Annotated in this window: 18 protein-coding genes and 1 other RNA gene; 1 reads left to right on the top strand and 18 read right to left on the bottom strand. The window is 61.5% G+C overall.

Annotated features, from left to right (window positions below):
• The first annotated feature begins 7 nt into the window (after nt 1-7).
• Nucleotides 8-1,504, top strand: a complete 1,497-nt coding sequence (locus tag AC07SU_RS12800) for a diguanylate cyclase (protein WP_494997211.1) — start codon at nt 8-10, stop codon at nt 1,502-1,504.
• 203 nt (nt 1,505-1,707) lie between these two features.
• Here the strand turns inward: AC07SU_RS12800 and lpxC are convergent, their stop codons facing one another.
• The 18 genes from lpxC to rsmI form a co-directional block, all read right to left on the bottom strand.
• Nucleotides 1,708-2,619 carry a UDP-3-O-acyl-N-acetylglucosamine deacetylase gene (gene lpxC, locus AC07SU_RS12795; protein WP_003171886.1) on the bottom strand — a complete coding sequence of 304 codons (912 nt, stop codon included), beginning with the start codon at nt 2,617-2,619 and terminating at the stop codon, nt 1,708-1,710.
• A 112-nt stretch (nt 2,620-2,731) separates the two neighbouring features.
• Nucleotides 2,732-3,937, bottom strand: a complete 1,206-nt coding sequence (gene ftsZ, locus AC07SU_RS12790) for a cell division protein FtsZ (RefSeq protein ID WP_046070969.1) — start codon at nt 3,935-3,937, stop codon at nt 2,732-2,734.
• A gap of 82 nt (nt 3,938-4,019) precedes the next feature.
• A complete protein-coding gene (ftsA, locus tag AC07SU_RS12785; RefSeq protein ID WP_137199717.1) occupies nt 4,020-5,282 on the bottom strand; it encodes a cell division protein FtsA in 1,263 nt (420 codons plus the stop codon).
• Nucleotides 5,283-5,297: 15 nt separating this feature from the next.
• On the bottom strand, nt 5,298-6,167 hold the full coding sequence (locus AC07SU_RS12780) for a cell division protein FtsQ/DivIB (RefSeq protein WP_494997210.1): 870 nt from the start codon (nt 6,165-6,167) through the stop codon (nt 5,298-5,300).
• Nucleotides 6,168-6,171: 4 nt separating this feature from the next.
• The gene (locus AC07SU_RS12775) at nt 6,172-7,128 is read right to left on the bottom strand and encodes a D-alanine--D-alanine ligase (protein WP_494997209.1); all 957 of its coding nucleotides are present in this window, start codon (nt 7,126-7,128) and stop codon (nt 6,172-6,174) included.
• Nucleotides 7,125-8,573: a UDP-N-acetylmuramate--L-alanine ligase gene (gene murC / locus AC07SU_RS12770; RefSeq protein WP_494997208.1), complete on the bottom strand. Its 1,449-nt coding sequence runs from the start codon at nt 8,571-8,573 to the stop codon at nt 7,125-7,127. Before murC ends, AC07SU_RS12775 begins: the two co-directional genes overlap by 4 nt.
• Entirely contained in the window at nt 8,566-9,636 is a 1,071-nt protein-coding gene (gene murG, locus AC07SU_RS12765) for an undecaprenyldiphospho-muramoylpentapeptide beta-N-acetylglucosaminyltransferase (RefSeq protein ID WP_494997207.1), read from the bottom strand. The genes murC and murG overlap by 8 nt, the downstream gene beginning before the upstream one ends.
• Complete coding sequence (gene ftsW / locus AC07SU_RS12760; RefSeq protein ID WP_176995035.1) at nt 9,626-10,849, bottom strand: putative lipid II flippase FtsW; 1,224 nt, start codon at nt 10,847-10,849, stop codon at nt 9,626-9,628. The genes murG and ftsW overlap by 11 nt, the downstream gene beginning before the upstream one ends.
• Nucleotides 10,846-12,192: a UDP-N-acetylmuramoyl-L-alanine--D-glutamate ligase gene (murD, locus tag AC07SU_RS12755; RefSeq protein ID WP_494997206.1), complete on the bottom strand. Its 1,347-nt coding sequence runs from the start codon at nt 12,190-12,192 to the stop codon at nt 10,846-10,848. Before murD ends, ftsW begins: the two co-directional genes overlap by 4 nt.
• A gap of 6 nt (nt 12,193-12,198) precedes the next feature.
• The gene (gene mraY, locus AC07SU_RS12750; protein WP_123714635.1) at nt 12,199-13,281 is read right to left on the bottom strand and encodes a phospho-N-acetylmuramoyl-pentapeptide-transferase; all 1,083 of its coding nucleotides are present in this window, start codon (nt 13,279-13,281) and stop codon (nt 12,199-12,201) included.
• A complete protein-coding gene (locus AC07SU_RS12745; protein WP_494997205.1) occupies nt 13,281-14,651 on the bottom strand; it encodes a UDP-N-acetylmuramoyl-tripeptide--D-alanyl-D-alanine ligase in 1,371 nt (456 codons plus the stop codon). Before AC07SU_RS12745 ends, mraY begins: the two co-directional genes overlap by 1 nt.
• Complete coding sequence (locus AC07SU_RS12740; RefSeq protein WP_176995038.1) at nt 14,644-16,107, bottom strand: UDP-N-acetylmuramoyl-L-alanyl-D-glutamate--2,6-diaminopimelate ligase; 1,464 nt, start codon at nt 16,105-16,107, stop codon at nt 14,644-14,646. Before AC07SU_RS12740 ends, AC07SU_RS12745 begins: the two co-directional genes overlap by 8 nt.
• Nucleotides 16,107-17,849 carry a peptidoglycan D,D-transpeptidase FtsI family protein gene (locus AC07SU_RS12735; protein ID WP_176995252.1) on the bottom strand — a complete coding sequence of 581 codons (1,743 nt, stop codon included), beginning with the start codon at nt 17,847-17,849 and terminating at the stop codon, nt 16,107-16,109. The genes AC07SU_RS12740 and AC07SU_RS12735 overlap by 1 nt, the downstream gene beginning before the upstream one ends.
• Nucleotides 17,849-18,142 (bottom strand): cell division protein FtsL, encoded by a 294-nt coding sequence (gene ftsL / locus AC07SU_RS12730; protein WP_003188663.1) that lies wholly within the window; start codon nt 18,140-18,142, stop codon nt 17,849-17,851. The genes AC07SU_RS12735 and ftsL overlap by 1 nt, the downstream gene beginning before the upstream one ends.
• The gene (gene rsmH, locus AC07SU_RS12725) at nt 18,139-19,086 is read right to left on the bottom strand and encodes a 16S rRNA (cytosine(1402)-N(4))-methyltransferase RsmH (RefSeq protein WP_371319325.1); all 948 of its coding nucleotides are present in this window, start codon (nt 19,084-19,086) and stop codon (nt 18,139-18,141) included. Before rsmH ends, ftsL begins: the two co-directional genes overlap by 4 nt.
• Nucleotides 19,083-19,538 (bottom strand): division/cell wall cluster transcriptional repressor MraZ, encoded by a 456-nt coding sequence (mraZ, locus tag AC07SU_RS12720; RefSeq protein WP_004371993.1) that lies wholly within the window; start codon nt 19,536-19,538, stop codon nt 19,083-19,085. The genes rsmH and mraZ overlap by 4 nt, the downstream gene beginning before the upstream one ends.
• A 355-nt stretch (nt 19,539-19,893) precedes the next feature.
• Nucleotides 19,894-20,247: RNase P RNA component class A (gene rnpB / locus AC07SU_RS12715), an RNA gene on the bottom strand.
• 96 nt (nt 20,248-20,343) lie between these two features.
• On the bottom strand, nt 20,344-21,249 hold the full coding sequence (gene rsmI, locus AC07SU_RS12710; protein WP_178922761.1) for a 16S rRNA (cytidine(1402)-2'-O)-methyltransferase: 906 nt from the start codon (nt 21,247-21,249) through the stop codon (nt 20,344-20,346).
• Between the last annotated feature and the right edge of the window lie 114 nt (nt 21,250-21,363).

Below are 21,363 nucleotides of genomic sequence, written 5' to 3'. Positions count from 1 at the left end.
ACGCCCGATGAGTCCAAGCCTGCCCCGCCCTACACGTCGCCCGGAACGCTTGCTGATCCTGGGCAGCGTCCTTACGGTGCTGCTGATCGTGGCGATCGTGGCGGCCCTGCTGGTCCGCGAACACGCCAATACCCTGCAGACCGCCAAGCGTACCGCCAATAACATCACCCAATTGATCGACGCCGATGTGCTGCGCAACGTCGAACTGTACGACATGGCCCTCAAGGGCCTGATCGCCGCCACCGAGCGCAATGACCTGCAGGGCGTCTCCGCGAGTATTCGCCACCTGGTGCTGTTCGATCGCTCCGCCGCTGCGCCCTACAAGGGCGATATTCTGCTGCTGGATGCCAATGGCGAGGTGATTGCCGACTCTTCGCTGCTGACGCCCAAGACCGGTAACTTCGCCGACCGGGATTATTTCCAGGTGCACCGGGCAGCGCCCGATATCGGCCTGTACATCAGCCGCCCATTCATGGCGCGCTGCATCTGCGATGACCAGTGGCGCATCGCGTTCAGCCGGCGTATCTCGTCGGCGGATGGGCGCTTCCAGGGCGTCGCGGTGGCGTCCATGCGGCTGTCGTACTTCCACCAGCTGTTCAGCAGCCTGAACATCGGCAGCAACAGCACCATCAACCTGATCAATCACCAGGGCATCCTGCTGGCGCAGCAACCGATGCTGGAGCTGGACATGGTCGACAAGGACCTCAGCCAGCGCCCGAACGTGGCACGCATGCTCAAGGAGCGCGACGGCAGCTTCCAGGGCATCTCCAGCGTCGACCGACAGGAGCGGCTGTACACCTTTTCCACCGTGGGCACCTTGCCGTTGATCGTGGCGGTGGCGCTGTCCAGCGATGAGGTGTTCGCACAGTGGAAGCGCGCCGCCGTGCTGATCAGCCTGGCCACCGGGGTGCTGTGCGCGGGGCTGTTGTGGCTGACGTGGATGCTGAGCAAGGAACTGCGCCGCCGCCATCGCGCCGAACAGGTGCTGTCAGAACTGGCAGCCACCGACGCCCTGACCGGCCTGGCGAACCGCCGCACACTGGACCAACGCATGCGCCTGGAATGGGACCGGGCACAGCGCTCAACCGAACCGCTGACCCTGCTGATGATCGACGTGGACCACTTCAAGGCTTTCAACGACCGCCATGGCCATCATGGCGGTGATGAGGCGCTACGCAGGGTTGCCCAGGTGATCGGCGACAACATCCGCCGCCCTGCCGACTTGGCGGCGCGCTATGGCGGGGAGGAATTCGCGGTGGTGCTGCCACATACCGACGCCAAGGGCGCCTGGGTGATTGCCGAACACATTCGCTGCAGCGTCGAGCGTCTGCCTCGGATGGCGGGTGATGCGCAGCCGATCACGGTGAGCATTGGCATGAGCACCTGGAACAAGCGCAGCCGTGTGTCGTTGGAAGCGTTGTTGTTGAGTGCGGACCAGGCGTTATATGAGGCCAAGCACACGGGGCGCAACCGGATCGTGGATGCTGCGGCACTAGAGTCTTAAGCAGACTTCAAGTCTTGTGAAATCAAATGTGGGAGCGGGCTTGCCCGCGAAAGCGGAGTGTCAGGCAACAAATGTGTAGCTGACACATTGCCTTCGCGGGCAAGCCCGCTCCCACATTTTTGATCTTCATAAACCTGAACTACAGGCATAAAAAAAGGCCACCCGAGGGTGGCCTTTCAAAACTAAAGAAAGAGAGTTGTTACTTACACCGCCGCAACGGGACGCATGTAAGAGATCGGTGCGGTGCTGGCATCTTCGAAGGTCACGACTTCCCAAGCGTCTGTCTGCTCAATCAACTTGCGCAGCAGCTGGTTGTTAAGGGCGTGGCCCGACTTGAAGCCTTTGAACTCGCCTATCAGGCTATTGCCCAGCAGGTAGAGGTCACCGATTGCATCGAGGATCTTGTGCTTCACGAACTCGTCTTCGTAGCGAAGGCCGTCTTCGTTCAGTACACCATCCGCGTCGACCACGATGGCGTTTTCAACGCTGCCGCCGAGTGCGAGGTTGTGCTTGCGCAGGTACTCGATGTCACTCATGAAACCAAAGGTACGGGCGCGGCTGACTTCTTTTACGAACGAAGTGCTGGAAAAATCCACGCTTGCACTTTGGGTGCGGTCACGGAATACCGGGTGATCGAAATCGATCTCAAAGCTCACTTTAAAGCCTTCGAACGGGACGAAGGTGGCGCGCTTGTCGCCGTCTTCTACTGTCACTTCCCGCAGAATGCGAATGAACTTCTTGGCTGCGTCCTGTTCTTCCAGGCCGGCAGATTGAATCAAGAATACGAAGGGTCCAGCGCTGCCATCCATGATCGGGACTTCGGACGCGGAGAGCTCGACGTAGGCGTTATCGATGCCCAGGCCAGCCATGGCCGAGAGCAAGTGCTCCACCGTGTCCACTTTGACGTCACCGTTGACCAATGTGGTCGACATCGTGGTTTCGCCAACGTTTTCCGCGCGAGCAGGAATCTGCACCACAGGGTCCAGGTCGGCACGAACAAACACGATGCCGGTGTCGACAGGTGCAGGCTTGAGGGTCAGGTATACCTTCTCCCCGGAGTGCAGACCTACACCTGTGGCACGGATAATATTCTTCAGGGTGCGTTGTTTAATCATGGCTTGGACCGCTTGAGCGCAAATTGCGAACTGGTATCAACAAAGGCTGGCGATAATAGCAGACCAGACCTTTGCTGAACACCAATCACCTTCATAGCCCTGATACATTCCATTAATCGGCCTGACGACGCAAGAATGCCGGGATGTCCAGATAGTCCAGATCATCTTGCGGATTCGGGCTACGGGACGCCGCAGCACCGGCCTGAGCCTGGTTGCGCATCACGGTCGGACGGTCCAGGTCACGGTAGTTCACCGACGGCAGTTCCTGGCGCGCAGGCGCTGGAGCAGCAGCCGCTTGGCTGGCGTGGCTGGCTTGGCTGTTGTGCAGGGTGTTGTCGATGACCTTCACAGGCTTCTCGATTTTTGCACCCAGGCCGGTCGCAACCACGGTGACGTGCAGCTCGTCGCGCATGTCCGGGTCGATCACGGTACCGACTTTGACCATGGCGTGCTCGGAAGCGAAGGCTTCGATGATGCTACCCACGTCGGAGTACTCACCCAGGGACAGGTCAGGACCGGCGGTGATGTTCACCAGGATGCCGCGTGCACCTTGCAGGTTCACGTCTTCGAGCAACGGGTTGCGGATGGCCGCTTCAGTGGCTTCACGTGCACGGTTCGGACCGCTGGCGCAGCCAGTGCCCATCATGGCCATGCCCATTTCGCTCATGACAGTACGTACGTCGGCAAAGTCGACGTTGATCATGCCTGGGCGCTTGATGATGTCGGAGATACCGCGAACGGCACCGGCCAGTACATCGTCAGCCTTGGCAAAAGCGGACAGCAGGCTTGCGTCCTTGCCCAGGATGGTCAGCAGCTTCTCGTTGGGGATGGTGATCAACGAGTCGACGCTTTCAGACAGCAGACGGATACCTTCGTCGGCGATCTGCATGCGCTTGCGACCTTCGAACGGGAACGGACGGGTCACGACTGCAACCGTCAGAATACCCATTTCCTTGGCCACTTCGGCAATGATCGGTGCAGCACCGGTACCGGTACCACCGCCCATGCCCGTGGTGATGAACACCATGTTGGTGCCTTGCAGCACTTCAGCAATACGCTCGCGGTCTTCCAGGGCGGCTTGACGACCGACTTCCGGGTTCGCGCCAGCGCCGAGGCCCTTGGTCACAGCGGTGCCCAATTGCAGGATGGTCCGCGCGCCGATGCTTTTCAGCGCCTGGGCATCAGTGTTGGCGCAGATGAATTCAACGCCTTCAATGTTGCTCTTGACCATGTGGTTGACAGCGTTGCCGCCGCCACCGCCGACACCGATCACTTTGATGACCGGGCTTGCGGGGATGTTGTCTACGAGTTCGAACATGTTCCCTCTCCTTTCATTTCTCTAGTTTTTTCGCCTACTGCTTACAACGGTGCTGCGGTGTGTCGGTGTTGCGGTAAATCGCTTAGAAGTTGCCCTTGACCCAGGCCTGCAAACGCTCGAACAACGGCGCTTTCGCTTCGTCGTCGCTGCGGTAGCTGTCACGGATGCTCGGGCCCGACAGGGAAATGCCGTCGGTCTGCTTTTGCAGCCCGTACAACAGCAAGCCCACGCCAGTGGAATAAATCGGGTTGCGCACCACGTCGCCCAGGCCTTTGACGCCATGGGGCACGCCCAGGCGAACCGGCATGTGGAAGATTTCCTCGGCCAGTTCGACCGCGCCTTCCATCTTCGAGGTGCCACCGGTCAGCACGATGCCGGCCGGGATCAAATCTTCGTAGCCGCTGCGGCGCAGTTCCGCCTGAATCAGGGTGAACAGTTCGTCGTAGCGTGGCTCGACCACCTCGGCCAGGGCCTGGCGCGACAGCTCGCGCGGTGGACGGTCGCCCACGCTTGGCACCTTGATGGTCTCGCCGGCACCGGCCAGCTTGGCCAGGGCGCAGGCGTAGCGGATCTTGATTTCTTCGGCGTACTGGGTCGGTGTGCGCAACGCCATGGCGATGTCGTTGGTCACCTGGTCGCCGGCAATCGGGATCACGGCGGTGTGACGGATCGCACCCTCGGTGAAGATCGCGATGTCGGTGGTGCCGCCGCCGATGTCGACCAGGCACACGCCCAGTTCTTTTTCGTCGTCGGTCAGTACCGAGTAGGCCGAGGCCAGTTGCTCGAGAATGATGTCGTCGATTTCCAGGCCGCAGCGACGCACGCATTTTTCAATGTTCTGTGCGGCGTTAACGGCGCAGGTCACCACGTGGACCTTGGCCTCCAGACGTACGCCCGACATGCCCAGGGGCTCGCGAACGCCTTCCTGGTTGTCGATCACGTAGTCCTGCGGCAGGGTGTGCAGCACGCGCTGGTCAGCCGGGATCGCCACGGCCTGGGCGGCGTCGAGGACGCGCTCAAGGTCGGCCGAGCTGACTTCGCGGTCGCGGATCGCCACGATGCCGTGGGAGTTCAGGCTGCGGATATGGTTGCCCGCCACGCCGACGAACGCCGAGTGGATCCGGCAACCGGCCATCAGCTGCGCTTCTTCGATGGCGCGCTGGATCGATTGCACGGTGGACTCGATGTTCACCACCACGCCCTTCTTCAGGCCCCGGGACGGATGCGTGCCAATACCGACGATTTCGATCGTGCCGTCTTCCCCGACCTCGCCGACCAGCGCCACCACCTTGGAGGTGCCGATATCGAGACCGACGATCATTTTGCCGCTTTGCACGTTTGCCATGGGTCCTGCCTCTTCTTAATTCTTCGCGACAGCGGGTTGGGCTGCCGTGGGCGCAGCCGGTTCACGCCAGCCGACGGCAAGGCCGTTGGCGTAACGCAGGTCGACGCTCGCAATGTTCGTAATCTGTTCTTTCAAGGTCTTGTCATAGATGGCAATGAAGCGGCGCATCTTTTCCACCAAGCGGTCGCGTCCCAGCAACAACTGGATGCCCGGGCCGGAACTGCCTGCCCCGGTCGTCAAAAACCAGCTACCCCGTTCACGCAGTTCCAGGCGTGCAATGGAGAAGCCCAGCGGCCGCAGCATCTGGCTCAGGGCCTGGTACTGCTGCATCACTTGCTGCTGCGCCCGCTGCGGCCCGAACAGCTGCGGCAGGTGCTCGTAGTTGGCCAGCTCACGCGGCGTAAACGCCTGGCCCTGGTTGTTCAACAGCGCTTCGTCACCCCAGCGGGCCACGGGCAGTTGTTCTTCGAGGCGGATCGTCACCTGGTCCGGCCATACGCGGCGGACTTCGGCGTGGGCGATCCACGGCATCTGCTCCAACTCCGAGCGCATGCCGGCCAGGTCGATGGTGAAGAAGCTCGCCGCCAGGTACGGGCCGATGCGCTGTTGCACGGCTTGCTGGCTGATGTAGCTCAAGTCGCCCTGCACGCTGATCTTGGTGATCGGCCGGTCGGCATACGGCAACAGACGCTGCGCGCCCTCGTAGGTTCCGAAGCCCAACACCACCAGCAGCACCGGCCAGAACAACGCCTTGAGGAAACCAAAATTGGCTTTCGGCAGGCGCGCCGACATCGGCTCTTTAGCCACCATCCGGCTGGCACCCCGGGGCACCGGCTTGCGGCCGGGAGCTTGTGGGGGCTGATGACGAAGCGATGCGCCGTTCATGTGCTTAGCCTCGAGGCTCAATGCTGGCTGCAAGGATCGCCAGCACCAACTGCTGGAAGTCCAAACCGGCGGCACGAGCTGCCATAGGAACCAGGCTGTGGTCGGTCATCCCTGGCGCGGTGTTGACTTCCAGGAACCAGAAATTCCCTTGGTCATCCTGCATCACGTCTGCCCGCGCCCAACCGGCGATACCCAGCGCCTCACAGGCTTTCGCCGTGAGGTCCATCAACTCCTGTTCTTTGGTTGCGTCAAGGCCGCACGGGATCCGGTACTGGGTATCGGAAGCCAGGTACTTGGCGTCGTAGTCGTAAAAGGTGTGGGGCGTGCCCAATGCGATAGGCGGCAATACCTGGCCACGCAGGGTGGCGATGGTGTACTCGGGACCGGAAATCCACTGTTCCACCAACACTTGCGAATCGTAGGTACTTGCCGCTTTCCATGCGTCGATCAATTCGGCGGCCGAGTTCACTTTGGCCATGCCGATACTGGAGCCTTCATGGGCAGGTTTGACGATCAAAGGCAGGCCCAGTTCCTTGGCTGCAGAAATACAATCGTCTTCGCTGCACAGAACACTGTGACGCGGGGTTGGAATGCCCAGGCTGTGCCACACCTGCTTGGTGCGCAACTTGTCCATCGCCAGTGCCGACGCAAGGATGCCGCTGCCGGTGTACGGGATGCCAGCGCATTCCAGCAGGCCTTGCATGCTGCCGTCTTCACCGCCACGGCCGTGGAGAATGATGAAGGCGCGATCGATCTTCTCAGCCTGCAAACGAGCGAGGAAATCATCGCCCACATCGATGCCGAAGGCGTTCACGCCGGCGCTTTGCAGGGCTTCGAGCACAGCATTGCCGGACTTGAGCGACACTTCGCGCTCAGCGCTCTTGCCGCCGAACAGGACGGCCACGCGGCCGAAGTCGGCAGGCGAAATAGTCGAAAACAGGGAGGCGTAGTCAGTGATCATTTCGACGCTCCCTTTTCGGCAGCAGCGAACAGCGGGCTCGCCAGCAATTTAGGCGCAAGGCCCCCAATGTCACCGGCACCCTGGCACAGCAGGATGTCGCCGGCACGCAGCAGCGGTTTGACCAGCGGCGCCAGGTCCACACCCCGCTCGATGTAGATCGGGTCCAACTGGCCACGCTGGCGGATGCTGTTGCACAGCTTGCGGCTGTCGGCGCCCGGGATCGGTTCTTCACCGGCCGGGTAGACCTCCATCAACAGCAACACGTTGGCATCGGCCAATACATTGACGAAGTCGTCGTACAGATCGCGGGTGCGGCTGTAGCGGTGCGGCTGGTAGACCATCACCAGGCGGCGCTCAGGCCAGCCTCCGCGCACGGCCTTGATCACGGCCGCCACTTCGGTCGGGTGGTGACCGTAGTCGTCCACCAACATCACGTCGCCGCCTTCTACCGGCAGCTGGCCGTAGACCTGGAAGCGACGCCCCACGCCAGCAAAGCGCGACAGGCCTTCGACGATGGCTTCATCGCTGACGCCTTCGTCGGTGGCGATGCAGATGGTCGCCAGGGAATTGAGCACGTTGTGGTTGCCCGGCATGTTCACCGAGACATCCAGTGGTTCACGGTCCGGGCGCAGCACGGTGAAGAAGGTCTGCATGCCTTCCTGGCGCACGTTGATGGCGCGCACGTCGGCGTCTTCGCTGAAGCCATAGGTCACGGTCGGACGCTTGACCAGCGGCAGGATCTCGCGCACCACCGGGTCGTCCAGGCACACCACGGCCAGGCCGTAGAACGGCAGGTTGTGGAGGAACTCGACGAAGGTTTTCTTCAACTTGTTGAAATCACCGTCGTAGGTGGCCATGTGGTCTTCGTCGATGTTGGTGACCACGGCGACCAGCGGCTGCAGGTGCAGGAAGCTGGCGTCACTTTCATCGGCTTCGGCGATCAGGTAACGGCTGGTGCCAAGCTGGGCATTGGTGCCCGCAGCGTTCAGGCGGCCACCGATGACGAACGTCGGGTCCAGGCCACCGGCCGCGAACACCGAAGCGATCAGGCTGGTGGTGGTGGTTTTGCCGTGGGTACCGGCCACGGCAATACCGTGGCGATAGCGCATCAGCTCGGCCAGCATCTCGGCGCGTGGCACGACGGGAATGCGACGCTCCAGGGCAGTGGCCACTTCCGGGTTGGAGGTGTTCACGGCGCTGGACACCACCAGCACGTCGGCCTCGGCAGCGTTCTCGGCGCGGTGGCCGATGAAGATCTGCGCGCCAAAGGTTTTCAGGCGGTCGGTCACCGGCGACTCTTTCAAGTCGGAGCCGGACACCTGGTAGCCCAGGTTCAACAAAACTTCGGCGATACCGCACATGCCCACGCCGCCGATGCCGACGAAGTGGATACGACGGATGCGGCGCATCTCGGGTTGCGGCATGGCTTTCTGATTCTCAACCATGGGCCACCTCCAGGCAGATATCGACCACGGTGCGGGTTGCGTCAGGTTTGGCCAGGCGGCTTGCGGTGCTCGCCATGCTGTTGAGTCGTTCCGGTTGCATCAAAACCTCGGTCAGGCGTGCGGCCAAATCGGCGGCGCCAGTCGTTCTTTGCGGCAGCAGGAAGGCAGCGCCCTCCCCGGCCAAATATTCGGCGTTGCGGGTCTGGTGATCGTCGATGGCATGGGGCAGAGGCACCAGCAAGGACGGCAGACCGGCGGCAGCCAGTTCACTGACGGTCAGCGCACCGGAGCGGCAGACCACCAGGTCGGCCCAGCCATAGGCGTGGGCCATGTCTTTGATGAAGGGCTGTACGTTCGCCTCCACACCGGCTTCGCGATAACGCGTGGCGGTGACTTCACCGTGATTCTTGCCAGCCTGATGGAAGATCTCCGGACGCAATTCCACCGGGAGTTGCGCCAGCGCTTCGGGCAGCAATTTGTTCAAGGGCTCGGAGCCCAGGCTACCGCCCATGATCAGCAGGTGCGCCTTGCGCCCTGCCAGCGCGTCACGGGCGATGTCCATAAACAGTTCAGGGCGCACCGGGTTGCCAGTCGTGCGCAGTTTGTCGGAGGCACCAAAGGTCTTCGGGAAGGCCTCGCACACCCGGGCGGCCAAGGGCACCAACAGGCGGTTGGCGGTACCGGCCACGGCGTTCTGCTCGTGCACGATCACCGGCACGCCGGCGAGCTTGGCGGCAACACCACCCGGCCCGGTCACATACCCACCAAAACCAAGCACACACACAGGCTTCAATTCACGGATGACCTTGCGCGCCTGCCACACCGCCTTGAGCAACACGAACGGTGCTTTAAGCAGGGACAACTTGCTCTTGCCGCGCAGGCCGGAAACATTGATCAGGTGCAGCGGCAAACCGGCATTGGGCACCAGCTCGTTTTCAATGCCTCGGGGCGTGCCCAGCCAGTGCACCGTGTAGCCACGGCTCTGGAATTCCCGCGCACACGCCAGGGCCGGGAACACATGCCCCCCGGTGCCGCCGGCCATGATCAGCACATTAGCGCCCATGGGTCGGCTCCTCGGCGAAGTCGCTTTCGCTGAACTCCATCTCTTCGCTGCCCAGGTGGGTTCGACTCTCCCACTCGATGCGCAGCAACAAGCCCAGGCACGCGCAGCAGATCACCAACGAACTGCCGCCGTAACTGAGGAACGGCAAGGTCAGGCCTTTGGTCGGCAGCAGGCCGACGTTCACACCGATGTTGATCAGGAACTGGCCGATCCACAGGAACGACAAGCCGTAGGCCACATACGCGGCGAAATACTGTTTGGCCTTCTCGGCCCACAAGCCGATGTACATGCCACGCACACACACGAACACGAACAGTGCGACGGTGCACAGCGAACCGACCACGCCGAGCTCTTCGGCGAGCACCGAGAACACGAAGTCGGTGTGCGCTTCCGGCAGGTAGAACTGCTTCTGTACGCTGTTGCCCAAGCCCACGCCCAGCCACTCGCCGCGACCGAAGGCGATCAACGCCTGGGTCAACTGGTAGCCAGAACCGAACTGGTCGGACCATGGGTCGGTAAAGGTGATCAGACGAGCCATCCGGTAGGGTTGCGCCTGGACCAGAATGGTCACGGCCGCCACCGCCAGCACCACCATCAAGGTGAAGCGGAACAGGCCCACGCCGCCGAGGAACAGCATCGCCGCCGCAGCGCCCATCATCACGACGGTGGCACCGAAGTCGGGCTCCATCAGCAACAGGCCGGCCATGGGCAGCAGCACGATGAACGGCTTGAAGAAGCCCATCCAGCTTTCGCGCACTTCTTTCTGGCGACGCACCAGGTAACCGGCCAGGTAGATCACCACGAACACCTTGGCGATTTCCGACGGCTGTACGTTGAACGCGCCGAAGCCGATCCAGCGCATCGAACCGTTCACCTCGCGCCCGATGCCGGGCAGGATCACCATGATCAGCAAGCCAAACGCACCGATCAGCATCAACCAGCCCAGGCGTTGCCAGGTGGCGATTGGGATCATCATGGTGACGATGCACGTGCCGAGGCCGATCACCAGGTACACCAGGTGACGGATCATCATGTACAGGGTGTTGCCCGACTGCACCGCGGCCACTTCGGACGACGCCGAGGTGATCATCACCAGGCCCAGGCCCAGCAGCGCGAGGCAACCGGCGAGCATCGGGAAATCCAGGTCGATGCCACGGCCGGTAATGATCGGCGACGGGTAGGGCTTGATGATGTTACGGAAGTTGATACTCATGCCAAGGCCTCCACGCCGCGGGCGAACAGCTGGCCGCGCTCTTCGTAGTTCTTGAACATGTCGAAACTGGCGCACGCCGGCGACAGCAACACGGCATCGCCGGGCTGGGACAGGGCGTGGCACTGAGCGATGGCATCGTCCAGGGAGGTGGCACGTACCTGGGGCACGCCGTCACCGAGGGCGGCGGCGATCAGGTCGGAGTCACGGCCTATCAGCACCACGGCGCGGCACTGAGCAGCCACCGGGCCTTTAAGGTCTTTGAAGTCGGCGCCTTTGCCGTCACCACCGAGGATCAGCACCAGCTTGCCTTCGATATCGGCACCCAGGCCTTCGATAGCGGCCAATGCAGCACCGACGTTGGTGGCCTTGGAGTCGTTGTAGTAGCTCACGCCGTTCAAGTCGCGCACCCACTGGCAACGGTGCTCAAGCCCGGCGAAGGTGCGCAGGCTCGACAACATGGCATCGAACGGCAGGCCCACGGCATGCCCCAGCGCCAACGCCGCCAGGGCATTGGACTGGTTATGCGCGCCACGGATCTTCAGCTCGCGCACGGGCATCAGGTTCTGGAATTCGAAGGCCAGGTATTTCTCGCCGTTCTCTTCACGAATGCCAAAGGCTTTGAAATCGGGTTTGCCCAGGCCAAAGGTCCAGCACGGCAGGCCTTCGCCCATCAGCGGACGGCTCAGGGCATCCTGGCGGTTGACCACCACTTGCCTGGCACCCCGGAAGATCCGGTGCTTGGCCAGGTGATACGCCGGCAGGCCGCTGTAGCGGTCCATGTGGTCTTCACTCACGTTCAGCACGGTCGCCACTTCGGCGCCGAGGTCGTGGGTGGTTTCCAGCTGGAAGCTCGACAGCTCCATCACGTACAGCTCGACATCGTCGCTGAGCAGGTCCAGCGCCGGGGTGCCAAGGTTGCCGCCCACGGCTACGCGCTTGCCGGCCGCAGCCGCCATCTCGCCGACCAGGGTGGTCACGGTGCTTTTCGCGTTGGAGCCGCTGATGGCCACGATCGGCGCCTTCGCGTTACGCGCGAACAGGTCGATGTCGCCGGACAGCTTCACGCCACGGGCCGCAGCGGCTTGCAGGGCCGGTGTCGCCAGGGCCAGGCCGGGGCTCACGTAGAGCTCATCGGCGCGGCACAGAAACTCAACATCCAGCTCGCCACAACGCACTTCCACGTGCGGGTAGTCACGGCGCAGCGTGACCAGCTCCGGTGGATTTTCCCGCGTGTCGGCCACGGCAAACGACGTGCCCCGGTTCGCCAGGAAGCGAACCAGGGACATGCCGCTCTTGCCGAGGCCGACAACGATGCGGAAGTGGTCTGAAGCGATCAGGGACACTCGTTTCTACCTCAGTTTCAGGGTGGCAAGGCCGATCAGCACCAGAATCACGGTGATGATCCAGAAGCGGACGATCACGCGTGGCTCGGGCCAGCCCTTGAGTTCAAAGTGGTGGTGAATCGGCGCCATGCGGAATACGCGGCGCCCGGTCAATTTGAAGGAGGCCACCTGGATGACCACCGACAGGGTTTCCATCACGAACACACCGCCCATGATGAACAGCACGATTTCCTGGCGAACGATCACCGCGATGGTGCCCAGGGCCGCGCCCAGCGCCAGTGCGCCGACGTCACCCATGAAGACTTGCGCCGGGTAGGTGTTGAACCACAGGAAGCCCAGGCCGGCACCGATCAGCGCGCCGCAGAACACGATCAACTCACCTGCGCCCGGTACGTAAGGGATCAGCAGGTATTCAGCGAATTTCACGTTACCCGACAGGTAGCAGAAGATGCCGAGCGCGCCGCCCACCATCACCGTCGGCATGATCGCCAGGCCGTCGAGGCCGTCAGTCAGGTTGACCGCGTTGCTGGAGCCCACAATCACGAAGTAGGTCAGCACAACGAAGCCGATGCCCAGTGGAATGCTGGCGTCCTTGAGCATCGGGATGATCAAGGTGGTTTCCACCGCGCTTGGCGCCGTGGTGTAGAGGAAGATCGCTGCGGCCAGGCCGAACACCGACTGCCAGAAATATTTCCAGCGGCTCGGCAGGCCCTTGGAGTTTTTCTCGATCACTTTGCGGTAGTCATCGACCCAGCCGATGGCGCCGAACAACAGGGTCACCAGCAGCACCACCCACACGTAGCGGTTGTGCAGGTCGGCCCACAGCAGGGTGCTGATGCCGATGGACGACAGGATCAACGCACCGCCCATGGTCGGGGTGCCGGACTTGGACAGGTGAGACTGCGGGCCGTCATTGCGAACCGATTGACCAATTTGCAGGTTCTGCAGGGTGCGGATCATCCACGGCCCCAGGAACAGCGACAGAGACAACGCGGTCAGCACACCCAGGATCCCGCGCAGGGTCAGGTACTGGAAGACCGCGAAGCCTTTGTAGAACTGTTGCAGATACTCAGCCAGCAGCAGCAGCATTAATGTTTCTCCGTACTTGAACCACACAAGGCCGCGACGACGTTTTCCATCACCGCGCTGCGCGATCCCTTGATCAAAATGGTTGTCTGTTTGTCTTGTTCAGCCGCGACCAGCGCCTGGATCAGCTCGGCCTGGCTCGAAAAATGCCGCGCGCCGAGGCCGAAGGCGTCGACGGCGTGGGCCATGTTCGTGCCGACGGCGTACAGCGCGTCGACTTTGCCAGCGGCATAGGCACCGACTTCACGGTGGCCTTGCTCGGCCCAATCACCCAGCTCGCCGATGTCACCCAGCACCAGCACTTTGCGCCCGGCAAAGGTCTTGAGCAGGTCAACAGCGGCATTGATCGAGGACGGGTTGGCGTTGTAGGTGTCATCAATGACGCGCATGCCATTGCTGGCCAGTTGCGCGACGGTGCGCCCCTTGACCGGCTGCACCGCGCCCAAGCCTGTGGCGATGCCGAACAGCGACACGCCCAAGGCGTAAGCCGCAGCCGCAGCCGCCAAGGCATTGGCGACGTTGTGATTGCCCAGCAGGTTCAACTGCACGTGATCGCTGCCTTGCGGGGTGTGCAAGGTGAAAGACGGGCAACCACGGGCATCCACGGTGATATTGGAGGCATGGAAATCGGCGGCAGCGTTGAGCACGGCAAACGTCAGGACCTTGCGCCCGGCGGCACGTACACGCCAGGTTTCAAAAGCCTTGTCGTCCAGATTCAGTACAGCGGTGCCCGACGCATCGAGGCCTTCGAGGATTTCACCCTTGGCCTCGACGATCTTTTCCGGGCCACCGAACTCGCCTACGTGGGCGGTGCCGGCATTGTTGATGATTGCCACGTGAGGCTTGGTCAACGCCACGGTGTAGGCGATTTCGCCGATACGCGAAGCGCCCAGCTCGATGACGGCCGCCGTGTGTTCCGGGGCCAGTTCGAGCAGGGTCAGCGGTGCGCCGAAATCATTGTTCAGGTTGCCACGGGTGGCGAGCACCGGCCCGCGCGTGCGCAGGACACCGGCGAGCAGTTCCTTGACGGTGGTCTTGCCGCTGGAACCGGTGACGGCGGCCACAGGCTTGTCGAAGGCGGCGCGGTTGAGCGCGCCCAGCTGTCCCAGGGCCAAACGGGTATCGGCCACCAGCAACTGCGGCAAGGTGGAATCGGCCACTTCACGCTGCACCAAGGCACCCACGGCGCCTTTGGCGGCGACATCATTCAGGTAGTCGTGACCATCGAAACGCGGGCCGGCCAGCGCCACAAACAGCTGGCCCGGCTTGATGTTGCGACTGTCGATACTGACGCCGTCGAAGCTGCAATCGCTCGACAGCACACGGGCGGACAGGGCCCCGGTCAGCTCGCTGAATGTCATCGCTTTAAGCATGGGCAACCTCCCAGGCGGTCAGGGCGTGATCGGCCTCGACCAGATCGGAGAAGGCATGACGCTCGCCGTTGATTTCCTGATAGTCCTCGTGGCCTTTACCGGCCAGCACCACCACGTCGTCAGCACTGGCGCTGGCGATCAATTGGGCGATGGCTGCACCACGACCGGCAACGAAGGTCGCATGGGAGGCGTCTTTGAAGCCGACACGGATGTCATCGAAAATCTGGCTCGGGTCTTCGCTGCGCGGGTTGTCGTCGGTGACGAGTACACCGTCGGCCAGACGCTCGACGATCTCGGCCATCAGCGGACGCTTGCCGCGATCGCGATCACCGCCGCAGCCGAACAGGCACAGGAGCTTGCCCTTGGCGTGTGGGCGCAGGGCGACCAAGACTTTTTCCAGGGCATCCGGGGTGTGGGCGTAATCGACCACCACCAGTGGCTGCTTGCCGCCGCCCAGGCGCTGCATGCGACCTACCGGGCCTTCCAGCTTCGGCAGGACACGCAGGATTTCATCCAGGGCGTAATCCAGGCCAAGCAAGGCGCCGATGGCCGCCAGGGTGTTGCTCAGGTTGAAGCGACCGAGCAAGGTGCTGCGCAAATGATGTTCGCCCTGCGGCGTTACCAGGGTAGCGAGCACACCCTCGTCATTGAAGTGGGCATCACGGCAATACAGGTACGCACTGGAATCTTCCAGGCTGTAGCTGATCAGGCGCGACTCGCGGTCTTCGGCAGCCAGTTGGCGGCCAAATTCGTCATCCAGGTTCACCACGCGGCACTTGAGGTCATTCCAGGCAAACAGCTTGGCCTTCTCGGCAGCGTAGGCCTCCATGGTGCCGTGGTAATCCAGGTGATCGCGGGACAGGTTGGTCATCACTGCCACATCAAAGGCCAGCGCCGCAACGCGCCCCTGATGCAAGCCGTGGGACGACACTTCCATGGCAACCGCCTTGGCACCGGCCTTTTTCAGGTCGGCCAGGGTCGCTTGCACGGCAATCGGGTTTGGCGTGGTGTGCAGGCCGCTTTGCAGCGCGCCATAGAAGCCAGTGCCCAAGGTGCCGACGATGCCACAGTGCTGACCAAGCAGATCAAGGGCCTGGGCGATCAATTGGGTCACGCTGGTCTTGCCGTTGGTGCCGGTGACGCCGACCAGGTTCAGCTGGCGGCTCGGGTCGCCATAAAAACGCCCGGCGATATCCGACAGTTGTGCAGCCAGGCCCTTGACCGGAATCAACGGCACGTCGGTGATCGGCAGAACGGTGGCGCCCTCTACTTCATAGGCCACGGCGGCCGCACCGCGCTGCAAGGCGTCGGCGATGTGCGCGCGACCATCAACTTTACCGCCGGGTACCGCCAGGAACAGGTCACCGGCGCGTACGTTACGGCTGTCCAGGCTCAACTCGCGAATGAGCAGATCACGACCGGCGTGGGCAAAAATCTTGTTTAGGCTAAGAGACATCAGCCGCGCCCTCCATTGGCTTTTGCAGCAGCGGCCGGTGGTCCGGCGTTCGCTTGTTGGGTCGGCGGCAGGTTGTCCGGCGTGATGTTCATCAGGCGCAGGGTGCCGGACATCACTTTGCTGAACACCGGCGCCGATACCAGGCCACCGAAGTAGCCCGCTTTACTGGGTTCATCGATCACGACGACGATGGCGTAGCGTGGGTCGCTCATCGGGCCGAAGCCGGCGAACAGCGAACGGTAGGAGTTCTCGGCGTAACCCTTGGTGCCCACCGACGTCTTACGCGCAGTACCCGACTTGCCCGCAACGTGATACGCCGGCACCTGGGCACGGAACACACCGCGTGGCGCTTCGATCACTTGTTGCAGCATGCCTTGCATGGTCTTGGCGACGTTTTCCGGAATCACCTGGGTCGATTTCGGTGCTTCGTCAACATGGATCAGGCTCAGGGGCACCATGCGGCCATTGTTCGCCAGTACCGAGAAGGCGTGAGCCAGTTGAATCGCGGTCACCGACAGGCCGTAGCCGTAGGACAGCGTGGCGGTCTCGGCTTTTTTCCAGTCGCGGTAGTTCGGCAGGTTGCCGACGCGCTCACCTGGGAAGTCCAAGCCAGTGGGTTGGCCCAGGCCGATTTTTTGCGCCAAGTGGTAGATGGTCTCGCCGCCGATATCAAAGGCGACCTTACTCATGCCAACGTTACTGGAGTTGATCAGGATACCTGTCAGATCCAACACCGGGCCTTCGGTACGCGATACGTCACGAATGGTGTATTTGCCCAACTGCAGGGTGCCTGGGTACACCTCGACTTTGTCGCTGGGTTTCCAGCGGCCGGTTTCGAGGGCGGCACTCATGGAGATGGCTTTCATGGTCGAACCCGGCTCGAACACGTCGATCATGGCGCGGTTACGCATCATCGCCGGCTGCAGGTTGCGACGGTTGTTCGGGTTGTAGGTCGGCTGGTTGACCATGGCCAGAATCTCGCCGGTCTTCACGTCCATGATCACCAGGCTGCCGGCCTTGGCGCCGTTCTCGATGATCGCGTTACGCAGTTCGCGGTTGGCCAGGTATTGCAGCCGCAGGTCAATCGACAACGCCAAGGGCTTACCGGCCTTGGCGTTTTTGGTGACCTGGACATCCTTGATCAGTCTGCCGCGCCGATCCTTGATGACTTGCCGTTTGCCGGGAACCCCGGCGAGCCATTCATCGTAGGCCAACTCCACACCTTCGCGACCGTGGTCATCGATGTCGGTAAAGCCGACCATGTGGGCGGTGGTTTCACCGGCCGGGTAGAAACGACGGAATTCCTCGATGCCATAGACACCGGGGACTTTAAGGTCGAGCACTTGCTGGCCTTGCTCGGGAGTCAGCCCACGAACGAGGTAGATGAATTCTTTATTGGCCTGGGCTTCCAGGCGCTCGGCGAGTGCCTTAGGGTCCTGGCCAAGGGCGGCAGCCAGTTCTGGCCACTTGTCCTTGGCCACCTGCAATTCCTTGGCGTTGGCCCACAGGGTCGTCACCGGGGTACTGACGGCCAGCGGCTCGCCGTTACGGTCGGTGATGAGGCCGCGGTGCGCAGGAATAGGAATATGACGCAGGCTACGGGCATCGCCCTGGCCGATCAGGAAGTCGCGGTCGACCACTTGCAGGTCGATGATGCGCCAGGCAATCGCGCCCACCATCAGCGCGAGCAGGCCCAGCACCACGCGGAAGCGCCATGGGTAGAGTGCGCCTTCGAGTTTCATCATGGCGCCACCATGCGGACTTCGGCCGCGCCCGGGATGTGCATTTTCAGCTGTTCGGTGGCCAGCACTTCGATACGGCTGTGGGCCGTCCAGGTGCTTTGCTCAAGGATCAACCGACCCCATTCCGCCTGTGCCTTGTCACGCACACTCAATTCCCCATACAGGGTATTGAGCAACTGACGGTTCCAGTGGGCGCTGTAGGACACCGCAATCGCGGACACCAGCACGCCGACAAACAGCAGCAACATGAAGAAGCTGCCGCCCGGGAGGGGCTTGGCGAAAAGCTTGCTCACCGCAACTTCTCCGCGACACGCATGACAGCGCTACGGGAACGTGGGTTGGCCTTGAGTTCGGCTTCGGAAGCGAACTGCGCTTTGCCATGGATTTTGATTTTCGGCACAAAGGCTTCGAAACGTACCGGCAGGTTGCGCGGCAGGTTGTCGGACTCGCCCTTGACCAGACGACGCATGAACAGTTTGACGATGCGGTCTTCCAGGGAGTGGAAGCTGATCACCACCAGGCGACCGCCCACTTCCAGCGACTCGAGGGCCGCCTCGAGGCCAGCCTCCAGGTCGCCCAGTTCGTTGTTGACGTGAATGCGCAGGCCCTGGAACGCACGGGTTGCCGGGTTCTTGCCTTTTTCCCACGCCGGGTTGGCGACCTTCAGCACTTCGGCCAGGTCGGCGGTGCGCTCAAACGGCTGGATCTCGCGGCGCTCGACCACGGCACGGGCCATGCGGCCGGCGAAGCGTTCTTCACCGTATTCCTTGAAGACGCGGGCGATTTCTTCCACCGGCGCGGTGGCGATGAACTGTGCAGCGCTGATGCCCCGGGTGGGGTCCATGCGCATGTCGAGCGGACCGTCGTTCATGAAACTGAAGCCGCGTTCCGGGTCGTCGAGCTGTGGCGAAGACACGCCAAGGTCGAGCAAAACCCCGGCCACCTTGCCTGCCATGCCACGCTCGGCCACTTCGGCGCCCAGCTCGGCAAAGCTGCGCTGCACAACGACAAAGCGGCCGTCTTCGGCCGCTAGCGCTTGCCCGGTGGCAATCGCTTGAGGGTCTTTGTCGAACCCGAGGAGTTTGCCGTCGGACCCGAGCTGGCTGAGTATCAACCGACTGTGCCCGCCCCTGCCGAAGGTGCCATCCAAATAGCAGCCATCCGCGCGTACGGCGAGAGCCTCAACGGCTTCGTCAAGCAGTACGGTGATGTGGTTAAAGCCGCTATCAATAGTCACAGGATCAAATCACGCAGTTCATCAGGCATGGCGCCCGGTTGTTGAATAGCAGCCAGGTCCGCTGCAGACACAGCATCCCAGGCATCTTCGTCCCACAATTGGAACTTGTTCAGTTGGCCCACCAGCATTGCGCGTTTATCCAGCCTGGCGTACTCGCGCAAACGCGGCGGCACCAGGAAACGACCACTGCCATCGAGCTCGAGGTCGACGGCATTACCAATCAGCAAACGCTGGAGGCGGCGGTTTTCTTCACGCAATGAAGGCAGCGCGCGCAACTTGGTTTCAATCAACTCCCACTCATCGAGGGGGTAAACACACAAACAAGGGTCAACGGCATCAATGGTGATGATTAACTGTCCGGAACTTCGCGAAATGAGCTCGTCACGATACCGGCTCGGCATGGCGAGACGGCCTTTTGCATCGAGACTGATAGCGTTAGCTCCGCGAAACACAGATGCGTTTCTCCAAATTTTAGCGTTTTACGTTCAAAAAACCCACTTTGTGCCACTTTCCGCCACTTGCGCACACTATAGGAATGCGCCCACCACACCGTCAAGGCGCGGATTCAAGGAAAAGCCTTACAGAACGGAGATTTAGGAGCGTAAAAGGAGGAGAAACCAGAGTTCGGCGATGTTTTTGGCCCAGCAAGCGCAAATAGCTCAAAGAGCTATGGCTTAAAGTTAAAGTAATTTATTAAGAGTAAGATTTTTTTGGTATTACGAAGATGCATCTGCCAATGATTCGGCAGGGAGGGATTCTTGCGTTACTACCGGGTTTCTGCTCGAGATTCGGACAGAAGGAAAAAAGGTGGAGAGTCGATCTATAAGCCGGGTTCTGTCTTGAACAGTCATTCGTCTACGATGGCCATCACTGGACATCTTTAGCAACCTACCCGGTCCCAGCGCGGGCCACGCCTTGGGACCCTATTTGGTCTTGCTCCAAGTGGGGTTTACCTAGCCACGAACTGTTGCCAGTCGTGCGGTGCGCTCTTACCGCACCTTTTCACCCTTACCGGCACCGAAGTGCTTAGGCGGTTATTTTCTGTGGCACTTTCCGTAGGCTCACGCCTCCCAGGCATTACCTGGCACTTCGCCCTATGGAGCCCGGACTTTCCTCCCCCCCCTAATTCTCATAGAGGGCAGCGACTGTCCAATCGACTCTCCGCCGCGCAGGTTAACGGCACGGCGGACTTAGGACAAGTAATAAAAGTTCAGAATGGCCATCACGTTCAGACGGAATACAGGTTTAACCCCGGAACTATTCGCCTTTTTGTTTATCCAGCGCAGCTTGATATAAGAGGTTCTTGCGCACACCGGTAATTTCCGCTGCCAACGCCGCTGCTCTTTTAAGCGGCATCTCCGCGAGCAATAGATCCAGGATACGCATGGCCTCGCTGCCGACCGCGTCTTCATTCTCGGGAGCGGCCCAGCCCGCCACCAGCACCACACACTCGCCACGCTGCTGGTTGCTGTCCCCCTCGACAAAGGCCCGCAGCTCTTCAAGCGGCAGGCCTTTAAGGGTCTCGAAGGTCTTCGTCAATTCGCGCGCCAGCAACGCCAGGCGCTCACCCCCGAACACCAACTCCATGTCCTGCAGGCATTCAAGGATGCGATGGGGGGCTTCGTAGAAGATCAGGGTGCGCGGTTCTTCCTTCAACGCCTGCAGGCGAGCACGCCGCCCCACCGCCTTGGCTGGCAGGAAACCTTCAAAGATAAAGCGGTCCGAAGGCAGCCCCGCTGCCGACAATGCGGCAATCAGTGCGCACGCTCCCGGAACAGGCACTACATTGATACCAGCGGCCCGCGCCTGGCGAACCAGGTGGTAGCCCGGGTCGGAGATCAACGGCGTGCCCGCATCGGAGATCAGCGCCACATCGTCACCGGCCAACAGGCGCACGATAAAGCGGCTGCCTTCTTCACGCTCGTTGTGCTCGTGACAGGCCGCTAATGGCGTGCTGATACCAAAATGCTGCATCAGGCGTTGCGAGTGACGGGTGTCTTCGGCCGCGATCAATTTTACGTCGCGCAACACTTTCAGTGCCCGGGCACTGATGTCATCCAGGTTGCCAATGGGCGTCGCCACGACAAAAAGCGAGCCTGCAGTGGAATTCAAAGGACCTGGAGCAGTCAAAACGCACACCTCGATGGTTGGCAAAAGCGCCATTGTAGCGCGTAGATGGATTGAAAATATGCCATCACGGCCGATGCCTTTTCAGCCGCCGATCGCCAATAGCAACATTTGCACGACCTAAATCGACGGTTTCACGCCAGTAACATC

The sequence above is a fragment of the Pseudomonas sp. GW821-FHT05H12 genome, from assembly GCF_059419385.1.
The sequence above is the reverse complement of the archived record's forward strand: the minus strand, read 5'-3'. Positions and strand labels throughout refer to the sequence as shown.